This window comes from Thalassotalea litorea, from assembly GCF_005843925.1.
Lineage (GTDB): Bacteria > Pseudomonadota > Gammaproteobacteria > Enterobacterales > Alteromonadaceae > Thalassotalea_A > Thalassotalea_A litorea_A.
In genome coordinates this window covers 1-17313 of sequence record NZ_VCBC01000013.1, presented here as the reverse complement: position 1 = coordinate 17313, position 17313 = coordinate 1, and the positions used below count along the sequence as shown (strand labels likewise).

17 protein-coding genes are annotated in these 17313 nt (G+C 41.0%); 13 read left to right on the top strand and 4 right to left on the bottom strand.

Features of this window, described 5'->3' with window-relative positions; all coding sequences use genetic code 11:
* Positions 1–185: 185 nt before the first annotated feature.
* The 3 genes from FE810_RS13170 to FE810_RS13160 form a co-directional block, all read right to left on the bottom strand.
* A complete protein-coding gene (locus tag FE810_RS13170) occupies positions 186–1403 on the bottom strand; it encodes an alginate export family protein (RefSeq protein ID WP_138320534.1) in 1218 nt (405 codons plus the stop codon).
* A gap of 390 nt (positions 1404–1793) precedes the next feature.
* Positions 1794–3014 (bottom strand): NnrS family protein, encoded by a 1221-nt coding sequence (locus FE810_RS13165; RefSeq protein WP_138320533.1) that lies wholly within the window; start codon positions 3012–3014, stop codon positions 1794–1796.
* 28 nt (positions 3015–3042) lie between these two features.
* On the bottom strand, positions 3043–4374 hold the full coding sequence (locus tag FE810_RS13160) for an MFS transporter (RefSeq protein WP_306416956.1): 1332 nt from the start codon (positions 4372–4374) through the stop codon (positions 3043–3045).
* A 259-nt stretch (positions 4375–4633) separates the two neighbouring features.
* On the opposite strand from FE810_RS13160, the gene FE810_RS13155 reads away from it, so the two are divergent.
* Together FE810_RS13155 and FE810_RS13150 are read left to right on the top strand one after the other, a co-directional pair.
* The gene (locus tag FE810_RS13155; protein ID WP_138320532.1) at positions 4634–6130 is read left to right on the top strand and encodes a NarK family nitrate/nitrite MFS transporter; all 1497 of its coding nucleotides are present in this window, start codon (positions 4634–4636) and stop codon (positions 6128–6130) included.
* 104 nt (positions 6131–6234) lie between these two features.
* Complete coding sequence (locus FE810_RS13150; protein WP_138320531.1) at positions 6235–7974, top strand: bifunctional protein-serine/threonine kinase/phosphatase; 1740 nt, start codon at positions 6235–6237, stop codon at positions 7972–7974.
* 356 nt (positions 7975–8330) lie between these two features.
* Here the strand turns inward: FE810_RS13150 and FE810_RS13145 are convergent, their stop codons facing one another.
* The gene (locus FE810_RS13145; protein ID WP_138320530.1) at positions 8331–8723 is read right to left on the bottom strand and encodes a ribonucleotide reductase subunit alpha; all 393 of its coding nucleotides are present in this window, start codon (positions 8721–8723) and stop codon (positions 8331–8333) included.
* A 491-nt stretch (positions 8724–9214) separates the two neighbouring features.
* Here FE810_RS13145 and FE810_RS13140 point away from each other — a divergent pair, with 491 nt between their 5' ends.
* The 11 genes from FE810_RS13140 to FE810_RS13085 all read left to right on the top strand — a co-directional run bounded on the left by FE810_RS13140 (position 9215) and on the right by FE810_RS13085 (position 17047).
* On the top strand, positions 9215–9640 hold the full coding sequence (locus FE810_RS13140; RefSeq protein ID WP_138320529.1) for a hemerythrin domain-containing protein: 426 nt from the start codon (positions 9215–9217) through the stop codon (positions 9638–9640).
* Between the two features lie 177 nt (positions 9641–9817).
* On the top strand, positions 9818–10123 hold the full coding sequence (locus FE810_RS13135) for a hypothetical protein (protein WP_138320528.1): 306 nt from the start codon (positions 9818–9820) through the stop codon (positions 10121–10123).
* 205 nt (positions 10124–10328) lie between these two features.
* Entirely contained in the window at positions 10329–10727 is a 399-nt protein-coding gene (locus tag FE810_RS13130; RefSeq protein ID WP_138320527.1) for a hypothetical protein, read from the top strand.
* 273 nt (positions 10728–11000) lie between these two features.
* Positions 11001–11513, top strand: a complete 513-nt coding sequence (locus FE810_RS13125; RefSeq protein WP_138320526.1) for a hypothetical protein — start codon at positions 11001–11003, stop codon at positions 11511–11513.
* Positions 11514–11643: 130 nt separating this feature from the next.
* Positions 11644–13287 carry a serine hydrolase domain-containing protein gene (locus FE810_RS13120; RefSeq protein WP_171022362.1) on the top strand — a complete coding sequence of 548 codons (1644 nt, stop codon included), beginning with the start codon at positions 11644–11646 and terminating at the stop codon, positions 13285–13287.
* 76 nt (positions 13288–13363) lie between these two features.
* On the top strand, positions 13364–13966 hold the full coding sequence (locus tag FE810_RS13115; RefSeq protein ID WP_138320524.1) for a hypothetical protein: 603 nt from the start codon (positions 13364–13366) through the stop codon (positions 13964–13966).
* Between the two features lie 501 nt (positions 13967–14467).
* Entirely contained in the window at positions 14468–15199 is a 732-nt protein-coding gene (locus FE810_RS13105; RefSeq protein ID WP_138320523.1) for a hypothetical protein, read from the top strand.
* 48 nt (positions 15200–15247) lie between these two features.
* Positions 15248–15583 (top strand): hypothetical protein, encoded by a 336-nt coding sequence (locus FE810_RS13100; RefSeq protein ID WP_138320522.1) that lies wholly within the window; start codon positions 15248–15250, stop codon positions 15581–15583.
* 199 nt (positions 15584–15782) lie between these two features.
* Positions 15783–16070, top strand: coding sequence for a hypothetical protein (locus tag FE810_RS13095; protein ID WP_138320521.1), 288 nt, complete (start codon positions 15783–15785; stop codon positions 16068–16070).
* A gap of 82 nt (positions 16071–16152) precedes the next feature.
* Positions 16153–16392 carry a hypothetical protein gene (locus tag FE810_RS13090; protein ID WP_138320520.1) on the top strand — a complete coding sequence of 80 codons (240 nt, stop codon included), beginning with the start codon at positions 16153–16155 and terminating at the stop codon, positions 16390–16392.
* Between the two features lie 127 nt (positions 16393–16519).
* On the top strand, positions 16520–17047 hold the full coding sequence (locus FE810_RS13085; RefSeq protein WP_138320519.1) for a hypothetical protein: 528 nt from the start codon (positions 16520–16522) through the stop codon (positions 17045–17047).
* Positions 17048–17313 lie beyond the last annotated feature (266 nt).

Genomic DNA, 17313 nt, shown 5'->3' with positions numbered 1-17313 from the left:
CGTCAGGTTTTGTTAGAGTTAGTTGCCGATGATTACTATCAATATGCAGCGAACCAAAATGTTTTAAATGATGTTTCTCAATGAACCACGGCCAATTTACCTTAATTTACCGGGGAATGACCATTGAGCTTAAGAGATATTCACCTACTCATTTGTGAGTAGGTGAATAAACAGAGGAGGGAAATTTAGAACTTAACCGTTGCCATTGCCCAAAATTTAGACGTGTCGGTTGCCAGCTCATCGGCATCATAAGATGCGAATTTAACAAGCAAGTCGGCATTGTTGTTGACTTTATATGCCGCGACTAAATCAATTTCACTACCGTAGCTAATGCTATTTTTATCGGAACTGAAATCGTGATAGGTTGCAATCAGCTTGACGCCGCCCAAAGAGGTAATCGCTGACACATATAGATCTTCGATACCGTTGCCAGGCGTCCCTAAAAACTTATCGGCAAAACCCTGGAATTTATGCAAAGTTGCCAGTGGCGTACTAAAGCCAACACCATTATCACTGCCTAACACTTCAAGGCCACCTAGGACTTTAACCGGGCCAACATTGCCAGCTAATTCGGCTTTGAAATAATTGGCGCTAAACTCGTTCGGGTTATCACCAGCGTCAACTTGGTTGGCGTAGCTTACGCTTGCGGTGACTGGACCAAAGCTCCCGACATAATCAAGGCCGTAAGTATCGGTTGAGGTCGCTGCGGCATCGTCATTATCGATGAGATAAGCAAAGGCAGTAACCTTATGATTATCATTGATTTTATAATTACCATTCGCAAAATGGAATGTACCATGCCAATCGGCAGGTTGGGCACCATCATCGGGTCCGAAGATACGATTAACATTAAACACTAAGCTGTAATCTAGGGTGAGTTTCTCGGTCGCATTATATGTGACTCGGGCACCATCGTAAGTTTGCTCGTTTTGACGCCAGCCAACACCACCGACAAAACGTTGGTTGTCCAGATTAATGCGTTGACGACCACCAACCAGAGTTAGCGCTTCACCTGTGAATTTTATTGCCGCCTGATTGATATCGGTACCTTTTGGATCGGCAACCACCGGGTAGTCCGTTTTACCATTGTTGGTGCTGTTAAATTGATCAGCGCCAATATAACTGACGTTATCGACTTCGACTAATGCAGATACGCCATGCAGTGGTGCAGATGTCCATGTTAAACGAGTTTTTAATGTGGACGCCATCGCATCTTCTGTTTTGCCGTCTTGATCTACGGTTTCAAGACGATAACGTAGCATCACATTGGCAGTTGAATCACTGACTGCAGAGGCGATATCGTCTGCTGCGACAGCAAAAGTTGGGGTTAGGGCACCTGTTAAAAGGGCACCGGCAATCAAGCTTAATTTGTGATGTTTGTTTTTCACAGTCTGCGTTCTCATTAGTTTTCTCCGAATGGGTTTTTTCACCACCTTGAATTTAAATCTTTGGTTGAATATTCCAGTATTTAAATTCCGTCGTGTGTGAAAGTCACCGTTTTATCGTTTTATTAAAGTTATTGAATTTATGGGTTCACCATACGCGGAAAACTGCTTCAAACCTTGATTTAAATCAAACGTTTGAAAGGGTACTTACAGTAAATCCTGGGACTACTCCCTTTGGGGGAGGAGGGATTTATCGAGACAATGCAGGTGCCAAATCCACGATGAAAGAAGCAAGCGTGAAAGAAATACAACCATGCTAAGGCATTACGGCAGTAAACGAATGAAAAGAAGAAAAATCAGGATGTTAAGGCGATACCTCTGGTTCAAAGTACCGCTTAGGCACATTTACTATCCAGGGCGGCCATCGACTCTTGGACGAGTTAATACCGGCCAGTAAATTATCGCAAAGGCGGAAAAGCTAACAATCCACAACAATGCACTTATTTGCCAGCTCATTAAACTGGATTGACTGTAAAAATTGACCCCGACAAATCGAATTAACGTGGCAATAAGCAGCAGCAAAAATGCGATAGGCATGAATGGGTGCAGTTGCAAGGGTCTGCCGGAATGGCCAAGAGAAACCCGGGATATCATTGCCAGGATCAAGTTGGCCATTGCCCCCAGTGTTAAACAATGAATAATGCTACTTAAATTAAATAGGCCAAACGCATAATGACAGGCGAATAAAAACAGGCTGATTGGGATCAGGCTGTAGGCTAGATGTAGCGACCATAATAGTGGAATGCTTAAGGTATGTTGAAAGTTCCATCGAAGGCAGCGCGCCATATTGGTGGTTGCTGCGATTAGAGATAAACCAGCAAGCCATGGAAAGCTCGCGCTATTGCTTGGAATGTTGAATACAAAACATAGTGCCAGCAGCCACATCGAACCTAATGCCACTTGCTCCAGTATTTTTATCGGCTGACGTTTTACCACTTTGGTCGCGTTTGCCGTAAAAAACGGGATCACTCGGCCACCCATTATGACCATGATCATAGTGATCAACATAATCACAGTATAGTGAATCTCTTGAAAGGTTATCGGTATATCAAAATGCGGTGATATCGTTAAATGGGTGAAAACATTGCTCAGGGCAAGTATTGCGAGCACCGGTACAAAAAACAAATTGCGATATTGTCTAACCTTGATGATGGGCTTAGCCAATAAATAAGCACTTAATGGCAAAAACAGAATGTCCAGTAACACCAATATCGTTTCAAAGAGTAGATGTTGCGGGCCGATTAGCATGCCAACTCGTGCGACGAGCCATACCATAAACAACCCAAACAATGACCAGCCACGAACACCGCTGACGCCGGTCCAGGTTTGCACGGCAGTAAGCAAAAAACCGACAATGATGGCGATCACAAAACCAAAAAGCATCTCATGGGCATGCCAGAAAAACAGGCCACCGTAGGGCTCAAAGTTTAACCAGCCTGATAATGCCGCAATCCACAACGCAATCGCAGTCACTGAAAATATGGTTGCCGATAAAAAAAACGGGCGAAAGCCGAGACGAAAAAATGCCGGGATTTTTTGTTCTTGGGCATTATCGGTAATGTTTAACATGGTTTAATTTCTCAAAGGGAAAGGAATGCTAGTCGCGTTCCAGAAAATTGGTTTCAATTGCATGCCTTACCCGCTCTTGATGTTTTTCTTTTTTGTTGGCCACAAACATTAATAGCATGCATGCGGCGAGCACCGCATACAACAGCATAAAACAGGCACTATAAACACCGATGAAATCGACGGCGATACCAAAAATCAAAGGCAATGTACAACCACCTAATGCCCCAACCATAGCCACAACGCCACCGACGCTGCCCATTTGTTTGGGGTAATAGTCATAGATAATTTTATAGACACTGGCGCGACCAAAACCTTGTGCAATACCAATCACAAATATCAAACCGGTGAATACCCAGACATTAATTTCAATATGCAGGTTTACTTGTTTGTCGACTCCTTGGATTACCATAGTGGTTGGTGGATAACTCAAAAAGAACAGACAGACCAGACAGGTCCAAAATACACTCCAATTCACCGTTCTGGCGCCATATTTGTCTGCAAACCAACCGCCAGCGGCGCGGACTAAGCTTGAGCTGGTGACGTACAATAACGTTAACGCCATTGCCTGATTGATATTTAAATCATAGGCACTGACATAATATTGGGGTAACCATAGGGTCAGAGCCAGATAACCGCCAAACACAAAATAATAGTAAAGACCAAAACGCCACACGGCGAGATGGCGCAGCGGTTCGAAGTGATGTTGCCAGCCTTGTTTGTTCTTTTGCAGTATATAAGCCGGAGTCTGCGGGGCCACAAACCCAAACAGTAAAATGACCAGAATCATCCCTGCCGCGTATATAGGGCCTAACAAGTCTAATCCTGCATGATCGATGATCCAGGGCGCCAACGCTAAGGTAATTGCCGCACCGGCATTGCCGGCACCGAAAATACCCATCGCCGTGCCTTGTTTTTGTGACGAAAACCAGTCAACGACATAACGAATACCGATGGTAAACGATACACCAGATACGCCAATAAGCAGCCCTAACCAAAGGTAATCGACCAAAGTCGTGGCATCTTTTAGCATAATCAAAGGAATGATTAAAAACGCCATTTGCCACAAAAGTAGCTTTTTCGGGGCATACCTTTCCGATAAGAAGCCTATTGGTAACCGTAACACCGCACCGCTAAAAATTGGGGTTGATAGCAGCAAACCAAATTCCGTTGCGGATAGACCCAATTGGCTTTTTAAGTGGATTCCGATAACGGCGTATAACACCCAAACTGAAAAATTGGCTGCAAATGCCAGGGTGGCTAAGGTCAGTGCAATATTGGCTTTTGTCGATGGTGATTGCATGGTATTTAGTTCGCCGTAGGTTAACGGATTAAAATTTTTAGTTCGTTGATTCCCTTCCATTATTAAACGAACTCAAGGGATATCTCAATACTCCCAAGTTTCTTTGTTTTGCTGTTTTGTCATTCGGATTACCTAAAAAGGGGTAGGGGGTGGTGAAAATGCTGAGCTGGCAAGGGATCGGCGCTTGCCTTGTGGAGGTAGACGTTAATCTGGCTGTCATATTCCAGAGGCAAAAGGTTGATTCAAATCAAAGTTTTTTTCTTCATTAACAATAATGATTAGCACCAGATACCATTTATAGACTCTTTGGAGAAATACAATGTCTGGACAACAGGGAGCGGTTCCCGATACTGGCGGAATCCGATTATTCAACTTTAGCGATCCTAAAATCAAGACCTTACATATCACTTGGTTTGCCTTCTTCTTAACTTTTGTCGTGTGGTTCAGTCATGCACCCATGCTGGCATTTATCAAAGAAGCATTTGACCTAACCACGCCGCAAATTAAAGCATTATTAATTCTAAATGTGGCGTTAACCATTCCCGCGCGTATCGTTATCGGTATGCTAGTCGACAAATACGGACCGCGGATCACCTTTAGTTGTCTGTTATTTATTTCAGCGTTTACCTGTATGGGGTTTGCGTTTGCCAGCAGCTATGAACAGCTTGCGTTGTTTCGCTTTCTACTCGGTTTCACCGGTGCAGGATTTGTCATCGGTATTCGCATGGTTGGCGAATGGTTCCCTGCTAAACAGGTAGGTATTGCTGAAGGCATTTATGGCGGTTGGGGTAATTTTGGCTCTGCAGCAGCTGCAATGACATTGCCAACCCTTGCTTATCTTTATGGTGGCGATGATGGCTGGCGCTATGCGATAGCGACTACGGGTGTCGTTATTGGTCTTTATAGCTTTGTTTATTATGCCAATGCTCGTAATACACCGAAAGGTTCAACCTACTTTAAGCCGAAAAAAGCCGGTGGCCTTGAAGTAACCAGCCGAGGCGACTTCTTCTTTTATCTCTTGATGAACGTTCCTATGTATATCGCCCTTGGCGTTTTGGCATGGAAACTGTCTCCATCAGGTGTTGGGCTTTTCACTGAGCAAACTATGCAAATTTGCTGGGTAGTGTTAGCGGTTCTGATGGTCTTTCAAATTAGCCAAATTTGGAGCGTTAACAAAGAAAACCTAACTAAAGGTGTTCCTGAGTTAGAAAAGTATCGCTTTAAGAACGTTGCGATATTGGATGTTGCTTACTTCGTTACCTTTGGTTCTGAACTTGCTGTTGTTTCCATGTTGCCGCTGTTCTTCCTGGATACCTTTGAGGGACTGGATCCTGTTAAAGCTGGCTTGCTTGCTTCTGGTTTTGCATTTATGAACCTGGTGGCTCGTCCTACAGGCGGTTACTTATCTGATAGAATCGGCCGTCGCAATTCTTTGATGCTGTTAATTGGCGGCTTAGCAATCGGTTACTTTGTACTTAGTCAGATCACCGGTGCATGGGCTATCCCTCTGGCGGTAATTGCCACTATGTGTTGTTCTTTCTTCGTGCAAGCAGGTGAAGGTGCAGTATTTGCGATAGTACCTCTGGTTAAACGTCGTATGACCGGGCAAATTGCCGGAATGGCAGGCGCTTACGGTAACGTGGGTGCGGTAACTTACCTGACAGTATTATCCTTTGTCGATTACAGCACATTCTTTATGGTGATTGGTTGTTCCGCATTGGTAATATTTATTGCAGCTTTCTTTTTGGATGAGCCAAGAGGACAAATTGCTGAAGTTATGGAAGATGGTACGGTACATATGATCGACGTATCTTAATCGATACAACTGATAAGATAATGGGGGGGTAATGTTTCATTCCCCCTTATTTTATTTTACCCTCGAATATATCAATGAAAACAATGAGCAAAGGGAATGACACTATGTCGCAATCGAAGCCGCAATCGAGTGTATTGGAAGTTGCTGTTGGCTGTAGTAGTCGGGCAGGCATTAAAACTATCAACGAAGATTCCGCTTCATTTTCCATTCCTGAGCAACAATCAATGGTTATCAATAAGGGGATTTGCTGTGCGCTGGCCGACGGTGTAAGTACCGCAGAAGCGGGAAAACAAGCCAGTGAGTTAGCCGTGAGTCGTTTTATTGATGATTATTTTCTTTCCCCGGAGACCTGGTCGGTAGCTCACAGTGGTGAAAAGCTTCTATCGGCAATCAATCTGTCGCTGTTTAAAAAAAGCCATGAATTTGCTTCTGAAGAAAAGGGCTATTTGTGTACGTTCGTGGCGATGGTGTTTAAATCGCAAACAGCGCACTTTTTTCATGTCGGTGATAGTCGAATTTATCACTTTAGAAACAATAAGTTAAAGCAACTTACCCGAGATCACTGCGCCTTTGTTGGCGAAGGGAAAAGCTATCTTACCCGTGCCTTGGGGATGGATAATAATATTCATGTCGATTACGGTAAGCTTGCGGTTGAACCGGGCGATCGTTTTCTGTTGAGCAGTGATGGTCTTCATGACTTTGTTGATGAGGCACAACTCATTGAGGCACTGCAATCTGAGGATGATGAGCAAACCATTGCCACTAAACTTGCCGATCTCGCATTAGATCAACAAAGCGATGATAACATTTCATGCATCGTGGCCACCGTTGCCAGTATCGCCCATGAAAGCCTGGATGATTTTAATACCAAATTAACCCGCCTGCCTTTTCCACCGGATCTTGCGCCGGGCATGAAACTTGATGGATACCTGATCGAAAAAGAACTTTTTGCCAGTAGTCGTAGCCAATTGTATTTGGTGAGTGATATCGAGAGTGGTGAAAAGTTGGTAATGAAAACGCCATCGTTGAACTTTCAACAAGATACCAGTTACATCGACCGGTTTATCCAGGAAGAATGGATCGGAAAACGATTATCGAGCGACAAAATTGTCCGGGTGATTAAGCAAAGCCGACCGCGAACCTGTCTGTACTATGTCATGGAATATGTTGATGGTATTGGATTGGATAAATGGATAGAGCAAAACCCGTTTCCAGCACCCAAGCAAGCGATTGCTATTATTAAGCAAATTGCTGCCGGTCTTGAGGCATTTCATGAAAAAGAAACCATACATCAAGACTTAAAGCCGGGCAATATCCTGATTAATGAGCAGCAAGACGTCAAAATTGTCGATTTTGGCTCGACTTTCGTGGCCGGAACCGCAGAGCTATACAGCCCTTTGGTGCATGAAGGAGCGTTAGGTACCGCCACGTACTCAGATCCACAATACTTACTGGGTAAAAATACGGGCATACAAGGGGATTTGTATGCGCTTGCAACCATTACCTACGAAGTATTTACCTCAAAGCTACCCTATGGCGAGGGAGTCGAAGAATGCCAAACTGCGTTCGATTACGACCGCTTGCGCTATGTAAGTGCCACCTATCATAATCCGATTATCCCTATTTGGTTTGATCGGGCACTGGAAAAAGGGGTGCAAATACAACCGGAAAAACGCTACCTGACACTGGATCAGTTTCTTTCCGATTTAACCAATCCCAATCCTTTATTCTTACATGATGTAATTGAGACCAAGGAAGAACAAAGCCGAGTATTTTTTTGGATGATCCTGTCGGGGTTTTGGGTGGCAATGCTGATATTAGTCTTCTTTCTTTTTAAATCTTAATTTGTTAAATGCAGCGCCAATTTTCAATGGCTTAGAGTGCAAACCTGTACGACCATAAAAACAAATATCCATTGATATACCGGACCTTCTCGGACCTTCTCGGACCTTCTCGGACTTTCTCGGACTTTCGCGGACCTTCACGGATATTAAAGGGGCAAAATGTACGAAACGGCGGAGCAGGTCTTCTTTGGCTAACCCGGCTTTAATCGGTCGAATGCTTTATTGATCTTATGTTTTAGGGCTTGGCAGGGGGAGATTTAAGATTGGGTCTTTGTATGTCTTAGGTAAAGCTGCGACAGAGATCAGCGATTGTATATCGATAATCTTCCATCGCTCTTATAGTGGTTCAACCTGAATTAGTTGACCATCATTTCAATCGGCTTACCGGCGCGATCAAGCACCACATAGTTCGCAATGTTGTTGCCGGTTACCAGATCATTGGTCATTTTGTTTAAATAAGGCTCGGCTTGCTCAGTATCAGGAGCGGTGCCATCCGTACCACTTAATGCGGCAATGAAAATGAATTGCCAATCCTGTGCAACAGAGTCAGCTTCGGCCACTAATGATTCAAACTTTTGCACTTCCTCTGGCAATTTATCGACACACATAATCGGTTGAAGATGGCCGCGTTGCATTTTTTTGCTCTTTTTCGGATTGTTGCCTTCAGGTTTGGCAAACAAAAATAATAGGCGTTGCGGTTGTTGTTGTTCATTCGCCATCGCCAGCAATTCGTTGTAGGTTGCACTCATAGGTTGTTCTCCAGACCTTATTTTTTTTGAGGTTCTCATATTTTTGGGCATACGTATAACCGCCCATTATCTAATGCCAGTGCCCCTGAGGCAGTGCTTGGGCAGACAGGTAGTCAGTGTACCGTAACTGATGTAGACATAAATTGTACTGAGGGGGTACTCCCTTTTAGGTAGGGTGGCGAAAAATTAATCGTTTTCAGCAAGCCACGGAACCCTCCATTTAAGGTTCTGAGCCAGCACAAAAAAGGCTAATTAAGCCCAATGCTACGGCATCAAGTACGATAATACGTGCTTTAAGGCAACTCCTGTTTGCATTTGTGTTGGCATTTGTATTTGTGGCAGGGTCAATGCGCTTTGTTTGGATATTGGTTTTTCCTAGGCACCTTAAACCGGTTAAGTTGGATCACAACAGGCACTACCCATAAAGGTAAATAGTAGAGTCAGGCACACTCTAGTAAGGTAGCGATATTCATTGCATAAGGAGTGCAGTAATGCCTGTTATTAATCAATTTTTTAGTGCCGATCATGAACGTCTCGATTGTTTATTTATGGAATTTAAACGTCGATTAGAGGAAAGCGATGCGAAGGCCATCACTTTTTTTCAAAAATTCACTGCCGGACTACTCAGACACATTGAATGGGAAGAGCAGGTTCTGTTTCCCTTTTTTGAACAACATACCGGCATGAAAATGGGGCCGACTCTGGTGATGTGCTCTGAACACGAACTGATTAAGAACTTACTGAACGTGATTAAGTGCAAAGTCGTGCATAAAGATACCCGGGAAATTCCAGAGCTTGAAGAACTGCAAAGGTTGCTCGCTCAGCATAATATGAAAGAAGAAAAAGTGCTGTATCCGATGATTGATAACCATTGTGACCCGCGCCAGGCTGCCACACTGTTTTCACAAATGGCGTGATAGTCAGTCGTCAGTAACGAAACCGGTAATCGTTTATAAGATTCGTATTTTGACTTCTGTTCAGATATCCGTAAATTAATCAGAGGCTTTTGCTCACAATCACAAGCGTGTACTTGTAGCGAAAGCTATCTACCTAGTTAGTCATTGGGTTTACTGGGAATATCAGGAAGTGTCAGGATGATGTCAAAAAATCAAAAATTACTTGTCGGCCTTCTAATAGCATTGGTTTTCGTCACGATAGGGGGAGTTTATTTGAAAATCGCGAAAGATGAAATTTTCTATCTTTGCGGTAACTTCTCGGCAGGTGTAGATAAATCAAGTGTTATCAGGCAACTAGAAACAGCAAACCTATCCAACTATAAACACACTAATCATGACCAGGGTTCGAATATCGTACTGAGCAGCAAATTATTTTTTGTGACTAATCAATGTATTATTGAGTTAGATACGCGTGATAAGGTTGTCAGTGCAACTTATCAGTAAACCGACCAAAGACTTTGTTTGAGACTCTCGTGTCTTTTGCTGTTGCTAACAGCTTAAATTTATCATGCTTGCGTCACTCGCACATGATCTAAAGCAAACAAATAGGTCTGATCCCGGTTGAGGCGACTATAACGAGCGATCTTCAGTCACTTAATTGGAGTCGAAAGAATAAACTGTTTTAGCAACCTAACAAGGATTAGCAAGCATGAATAGAACCATAGATATACTAAAAATAATATATGCATTATTTTATCTGGTGATTGGACTTCGTGGAATCGTGGCTTACTTAGGCCTAATGCCAACTCCTAACTTTGACATGAGTGACCCCGCCAGACAATTTCAAAATGCACTTGCAGCTACTGGCTTCGTAATGGAAATAGTAAGTGCTGTATTCTTCGTGGCTGGTACGCTAATGCTATTCAAAAGAACTACGCCCCTAGGACTGATTTTGTTAGCACCGCTTGTCGTGGTTATTCTATTTAATCATTTAATGCTGCAAGGTAGTGCGATATGGGGGGTGTCGCACGCTGTGTTGTTGGCAGTATTCGCGTGGTCATATCGGGATGCGTTCAGCAGCCTTTGGAACTATTCGGCCGATCGCTAACGGACTGTTCCTGACACAAATTTGACGTTAACCAATTGAAAAGGTTAATGTCTCCAACGAGCTGTGAGTTCAAGCGGTGAATGCAACGCTATCCTTATACTAACTTGAGGAGCGACTACGCAAAACTAAAATAAAGCATTCAATGTGATACTTTAATATTTGTACTGAGGCATTTCACTGGGGTTCTGTTTAAATACAAGGCTTTGGTGGTCGCCATTGACCGCAAAGCGATTTTGGCCTGTTATCTTCATTTTTAAGGACTGATTACTAAACATGAACCTATTTAAATGGATTGCATACCTTTCGTTTTGTCTAATCCCGACTTGCAAAGTTTACGCTGTTGAAGCTGATGTATGTTCTGAAAATAAGTTATATGACGGTAAATTATTTCAATTAGATGTTTTTAAGTTTGGCATGGGGCACTATAAATTTGAGTTTTGTGTAGATAGTCAGCAGGGGTATTTAATATCTCAATACACTAAACATGGGCGTTCTTCTGAAAGTTCAGTACATAAATCAACAGTTACGCTAACTAATCAATTAACACAAGATATTAAGAAGCAGTATTTAAAAAGCTTAAGCATGAATTTGAAAGATGATTTAAAGGGTCATGATGGCTCTACATGGTGTTTCATGCCTAAAGAGGCTTTTTCACATTCCAATCACTGTGTATGGTTCCCTGAATATAACTCCGAAGAAAGAGGCTTAAACGAGTTAATTCGTCTTGGTGGTCTAGCTTTTGAGCATTCAAATTTGAAGTTGGTTGGTGCAACTTTCTCTGAATAACTTTTTTCTAACGTGCAGCAAATGGCACAAATTTGACGTTAACAGATTGAAAAGGTTAGTTTCTCTAGCGAGAGTTCTACAGTCATTCAAGTATTCTTTTCATATCTAAACAGGTCAACAGGGAACAATCTTGATTATTAGAAATTTCATATTAGCTTTTGTACTTGCCTATTCAACGGCCTCAGTTGCTAAGGAGTTAAAAACAAAAGATATTGATGCTATATTTTCTGAATTTGATGGCAACGTACCTGGTTGTTCCGTAACCGTCAGTCAAAATGGAAAAACTACCTTTGATAAAGGCTTTGGATTATCAAATCTCGAATATGGTATACCTATAACTAGTGATAATCGCTTTTTAATTGGCTCAACTTCAAAACAATTCACAGCATACTCGATCGCTCTTTTAGTTCAGAAAGGTAAGATCAAATTATCAGACAGTTTATGGAAATTTTTCCCTAAGTTTCCTGATTACGCTCAAAGTATATTGGTATCAGATTTAATCCACCATACAAGCGGTATTCGTGACATTGATCATCTCACTTATCTTGGGGGATTTGGAGAAAGCATCGACTATACCGATAGTGACGCTATGTCATTTTTAGTTAGGCAGGAAGCACTTAACTTCAATCCTGGCACAGATTATATGTATTCCAATTCTAATTATTTTCTTTTAGCCAAGATTATAGAAGTCGTAACGAATAAGAGCTTTAGAGAATTTACAACAGAAAATATATTTGAACCACTAGGAATGCATCACTCTTATTTTAATGATGATCATACTGAGGTCATTAAATTGCGAGCCAGCGGTTATTGGCCATCCGATAAGGGTTATGCTTTGGCATTCAATACAATGGATATAGTGGGCGCCAGTGGTTTATATACCACGAACAAAGACCTGCAGATTTGGTTTTCTAATTTCATGGAAGAGCCGTTAGGCTCTGATTCTAAGAGCCTATTTCAGGAGCTAGTTAAGGTTGGAAGATATCGAAATAATGAAAGACTTCATTATGCATATGGTTTAGAAGTAGACAGATTCAACGGGTTATATCGGGTGCACCATGGCGGCGGAGACGCTGGGTATAGAGCTATGAGTATGATGTTTCCTGAAGAAAAAACTGCTTTTAGCATTTTGTGTAACAACGGTTACGTGAATACGATGAATTTAGCTCAGAAACTCACGAAGGTAATCTTTTCAGTTCGAGAAGAAAGTACACTTAGCGTTAACAAGTATACTCCGGTAAATCCAAAAGAAATTGTTAACTTGCTAGGTGACTATTGGAGTGATGCCCTCAAACAGAAGGTTTCCTTAATCGAAGATGATGGCACCGTTTTTTACCAGATAAATAGTCGAAGTAAGCATGTATTGTATCGCATTGATGATTTAACTAACTCATTCAATGTGTATTTATCTAATGGAGTTCCCACACATATAATACCAAATTCTGAAGATACGATAACAGTTATGACTATGCGTCATGGTCTAAAGCAATCTGTAAAATATGAAAAAATCAGTAGAAGTGTTAAAAGTCTTTCATCAAATATTTCTGGTAAGTATTACTCACTAGAATTAGACAGTTATTATCAATTGGCAGCGACAAGAAGTGGATTAATTTTACATATGGCTGGAAGTGGCCCCCATAAATTAACAACAGTAAAGAAAGGTGTTTTTACTGATGAGTATGGTCAAATCGTCATAACATTTGATTCTCATGGCGACTTTCTATTAAGTTCAAGTAGAGCTAAAAATATAGCATTTAAACAAGTCGGAACTTAACCCCTTAGACTTTAACTTATTGAAAATGCTAATGTCGCAAAAGAGCGTTCTGCAGCCACTTAGATAAGGAAATAAAATGAAGTTTAGAATTAAAAAATGGAATCAATTAAGCACCGCCAAAAAAGCTTTTCGAATTATTGATATTGTTGCCATTTTTTACTTAGTTGTTCTTGGCTCATTTGTTGTTAGAGCCGAAGTTACGGCGAAAACTAATACTGAAAGACTATTTTTAATTAACTCTCCTTTGCTATTTAAAGTATTAAACCCAACTTCAGGGAATGCTTTAGGCGCTACTTTACCTTTCGTGAATATTGGTTTTTTAAATAGATCAAAAATAGACGAGTTGAATGAAAATATTGACAATATTAGAAGACACGAAGCCAAGCATTTAGAGCAGTTTCAGACGCTAGGGCCAATAAAAGCCTTTCAGTTAGAAAACTGGAAAAGTGAAGGTATAGCTGAATACGCAAGAGGCAGTTCTACTATTGATATCTGCGCAACAACCCCAGTAGGAACAGAGGCGCAATTAGACTATCGGGAATATCACACGGTTGTAAAATATTTAATCGAGTCTGAAAAATTAACAGAAGAAGACATTTATGCCTTAGATAGTTATCCATTAAAGTTTGCGCAAAAGTGGGTAGCAGAAAAGCATTGTACAATGCTTGTCATTGAGTAAGAAACTTATGGCTCAGCTGTTTGCTAGAAAAGAAAAAATTTTTTACGCAGTAGTTATTGCGGTTAGCGGAACAATATTTGCCTGGTCACTATATAGGAATGAAACTTGCGGGTATGATTGTGGCTTGTTTACGGTCTCAAGTGGACCAACTGTTGTGGGTGTTTACGTGTTAAGCTTTTGGACTTTAGCAATCACTACTAGCGTATTTTTTCTCAAGTTTTTAATTCGAAAATTCAGAAGAAATAATACATCACAAAGCAAATAGTAATGGATTGTTCGCGTTTTACTGACAAGGTTGTGGCAGAGCTCATCTACTAATTATTCGTGCATTGTCACTACAAAAATATCGCATATTAGAAGTTCCTAACGGGCCGAGTTTGGCACATTTGCGAGGTCGCAATAAATAACGTAACTTATTGAATAGTTGTTAGTCGCCAGCAGCTGTTGTGAGCGTTCTAGAGTCATTATCATTATCATAATAATAAAAATAGGGGTGTTGCCATGCGAGTAAATTTAGCTGGAATTCTAGCAGCTTTGACTTTGTTGGTTATTCAAGGTTGTGCAACTTATACCACTCCAGCGGCTGGAGCAAATATCTCGGAGTTAACCGATGTAGATATCGCTGATCTTATGAAAGTGGAACCTGCGGCCACTTTTCCATCAAGAATTGCCGTTGCTAGGATTCAAGCTCCAGGATATAGCTCACGCACAAATTCAGGATATGGTACTGGTAATTACAGTGTCGTAACAACAAGAGATATTGAAGAAGAATCAGACTTTCAAGTGCTTGCTGACTCGCCAATGATTGCAGGTGTAGCACCTTTAAGTCGATTACTTCTTCCGTCTCAACTTGATTCTATTAAAGATTTGAGAATTGCTGCTGCCAAATTGAAAACGGACATGTTATTGATTTATTCAGTAGACACGTCTTTTCATATTGAAGGTACTTCACTAGGGCCATTATCTTTAATAACTCTTGGGTTTATTCCTAATGAACAAGTGTGGGTAACATCTACAACTTCAGGCATATTAGTCGACGTAAGAACAGGTTTTGTTTATGGGGTTGCCGAAGCAACTGCTCGCGAAGACCAGCATACAACTATTTGGAATTCCAAAAATACTATCGATGAAGCGAGACTTATATCTGAAAGAGCAAGCTTTAAAGCATTTATTGATGAATACAGAGGGTTGTGGGTTAATACACTGAATCAACATGGTAAGGCGGAAGGCTAACTTCAACTGTTAGTAGTAAGCGAACTACAGATACTCAGGGAATAACATATGGCATTAAAAACACCTAAGCTGGCGATTATTTTAGCGCTAGTTTTGTCACCATACATTGCTATGGCGAATGCCAGTGGTGCATGCTCAGAATCAAACTTTGATTTTGTGATGACTAAGCTGAATGGCAATGAGTTGGCTGATAACGGATTGACCCATGAAGAGTTCAGTAAAACCGATCCTAAGCCAAGCGCCGTTTGTGAAATCAAAAATGATTTGATGAGCGATGGACTAGCTTTTACGGTGTATAAAGAAAGTGCAGACACTCAATTTTATATAAGTGTATATAACGGGGTAAACGGCTCAGTTAAATATTTTGGCCCATTTGAACATTAGCGTTTAGGTCTGCAAAGAGTGAGCAGCAGATATTCAATTCATTGTTGAATAATCAAGCTAATTAATAGCGATTCACGTTATGTAATTACAGTTAAGCCTAATTGTCAGAATACTTTTGCTGCTGTTTGAGATCATTTATCTAATCGTGGCTGTTTATTACAACCGTTCATTTATCAGTAGAATATTGGTTTTAAAACATATGAATAAAGAAAACAAGAAAAAAGTAGATGTAGTTGTAGGCCTAAGTAGACTCGCTGGTGGAACTCTGATAATTGTTGGCTCTCTCATTGTTTATTTCTTTGCGCAAGCTGCATTTGATCCAAATGCTGTCATTGAAATTAATGGAACTCCAACGCGTGATCAAAACGCAAAAATAGGAGCATTGATTTTTATTTGTCTTTTTCCTGTTTTAGGAATGTTTTTAGCATTTACACCTGACAAATTTATGGATAAATGGGTTGCAAAGGTAATAGCACGATTAGGTTAGTTACGAGTTTTTTGACTATTTAAAAAATTGAGAAGATGACTTTAACGAGCGATAAGCGGAAGTAGGAATAGGAAGTCAAGTAATGAAAAAAGTGATTTTAATAACGGCATTTGCCTTCGCTTTTGTCTTCTTAATTTCAGTTTTTAGCATCGATGCGTGTATGGATGCAGGAGGAGCTTGGTCAGACTTTGGTTTTACATGTCATATCCCTCGTGAAAACTTTGTACCGCAATATATGAGACCAGCACCTGTGTTTTGGGGATTAGTTGTTTTCCTATCAAGTATGTTTACTCTGCTTGTTAATAAAATCATACCTAAATAACAGGCTGGTTAGAGCGAACTGCAGTCACTCAACCATTCTTTTTCTTTATCCGATGAAAGTATTTTGCTTGTATAGTCAGGAAAACGGCTCAATCGCTATAAATATGTTAGGCATCTAGGGAAAATATATGCGTGCATTTGAATTTGTTAAGACCATGATCTCTCTAATGCCTAAAGAAGAAGAGCTATTGTCATATGGATTATCAAATGAAGACATAGTCGAAATTCAGAAGAGTTTCATTGCTACTAGAAACAAAGATATTAGCTCTTTCGAAAATGTCAGTGAATTAGAAAAACTTGTAACTGAGTTTGAGTTCGATAGCTTGCAAGTAGCATCCATTAACTTCCCGAAAGAAGCCATAAAACATGATATGGGAATCATTACAGCCTACTGGGAAGCAGATCCTATTGTTGTTACTAAAAACAATTCAATTGTTGCTATAGACCACTCAGTCGACAGTTTTGTTTTATCCAAATGTGCGAGTGACTCTAATAGTTTTTTTGAAGCCTTAGCTTTCGTTGCGAGTATTTATCAAAATTCAGAAAGCAGATTAAATTGGGCAGGGAAACACGCCTTTGCTGCTGAAAACTGCGCTAAACTTGCAAATGAACGCGAGTCAGTGAAATTTTGGGCTTCGCTTTGTCCCAGCAGCTAGTCAACGCCTAGCAATCGCTTTGTTGCGCTCATACCTCGCTTAGTTTAGCCAAGCAATTTCCAACCTATAGGTGATCGTAACCTTGAAATCATCGTATATTAGCAATTGCTAACGGACCGAGTTTGGCACATTTGCGACGTCGCTAAAAATAACGTAACTTATTGAATAATCGATAGCCGTGAGTGGCTGGTGTGAGCTGTGAGTTCAACCGATGGACGCAACACACTCATTAAATCGTTCAGCAGGTGTTTCATATTCTAGCGTCT

What these genes read in the sequence shown, in the direction of transcription:
- FE810_RS13170 (WP_138320534.1), bottom strand. Translation starts at nt 1,403, where the DNA reads ATGAGAACGCAGACTGTGAAAAACAAACATCACAAATTAAGCTTGATT.
- FE810_RS13165 (WP_138320533.1), bottom strand. Translation starts at nt 3,014, where the DNA reads ATGTTAAACATTACCGATAATGCCCAAGAACAAAAAATCCCGGCATTT.
- FE810_RS13160 (WP_306416956.1), bottom strand. Translation starts at nt 4,374, where the DNA reads ATGGAAGGGAATCAACGAACTAAAAATTTTAATCCGTTAACCTACGGC.
- FE810_RS13155 (WP_138320532.1), top strand. Translation starts at nt 4,634, where the DNA reads ATGTCTGGACAACAGGGAGCGGTTCCCGATACTGGCGGAATCCGATTA.
- FE810_RS13150 (WP_138320531.1), top strand. Translation starts at nt 6,235, where the DNA reads ATGTCGCAATCGAAGCCGCAATCGAGTGTATTGGAAGTTGCTGTTGGC.
- FE810_RS13145 (WP_138320530.1), bottom strand. Translation starts at nt 8,723, where the DNA reads ATGAGTGCAACCTACAACGAATTGCTGGCGATGGCGAATGAACAACAA.
- FE810_RS13140 (WP_138320529.1), top strand. Translation starts at nt 9,215, where the DNA reads ATGCCTGTTATTAATCAATTTTTTAGTGCCGATCATGAACGTCTCGAT.
- FE810_RS13135 (WP_138320528.1), top strand. Translation starts at nt 9,818, where the DNA reads ATGATGTCAAAAAATCAAAAATTACTTGTCGGCCTTCTAATAGCATTG.
- FE810_RS13130 (WP_138320527.1), top strand. Translation starts at nt 10,329, where the DNA reads ATGAATAGAACCATAGATATACTAAAAATAATATATGCATTATTTTAT.
- FE810_RS13125 (WP_138320526.1), top strand. Translation starts at nt 11,001, where the DNA reads ATGAACCTATTTAAATGGATTGCATACCTTTCGTTTTGTCTAATCCCG.
- FE810_RS13115 (WP_138320524.1), top strand. Translation starts at nt 13,364, where the DNA reads ATGAAGTTTAGAATTAAAAAATGGAATCAATTAAGCACCGCCAAAAAA.
- FE810_RS13105 (WP_138320523.1), top strand. Translation starts at nt 14,468, where the DNA reads ATGCGAGTAAATTTAGCTGGAATTCTAGCAGCTTTGACTTTGTTGGTT.
- FE810_RS13100 (WP_138320522.1), top strand. Translation starts at nt 15,248, where the DNA reads ATGGCATTAAAAACACCTAAGCTGGCGATTATTTTAGCGCTAGTTTTG.
- FE810_RS13095 (WP_138320521.1), top strand. Translation starts at nt 15,783, where the DNA reads ATGAATAAAGAAAACAAGAAAAAAGTAGATGTAGTTGTAGGCCTAAGT.
- FE810_RS13090 (WP_138320520.1), top strand. Translation starts at nt 16,153, where the DNA reads ATGAAAAAAGTGATTTTAATAACGGCATTTGCCTTCGCTTTTGTCTTC.
- FE810_RS13085 (WP_138320519.1), top strand. Translation starts at nt 16,520, where the DNA reads ATGCGTGCATTTGAATTTGTTAAGACCATGATCTCTCTAATGCCTAAA.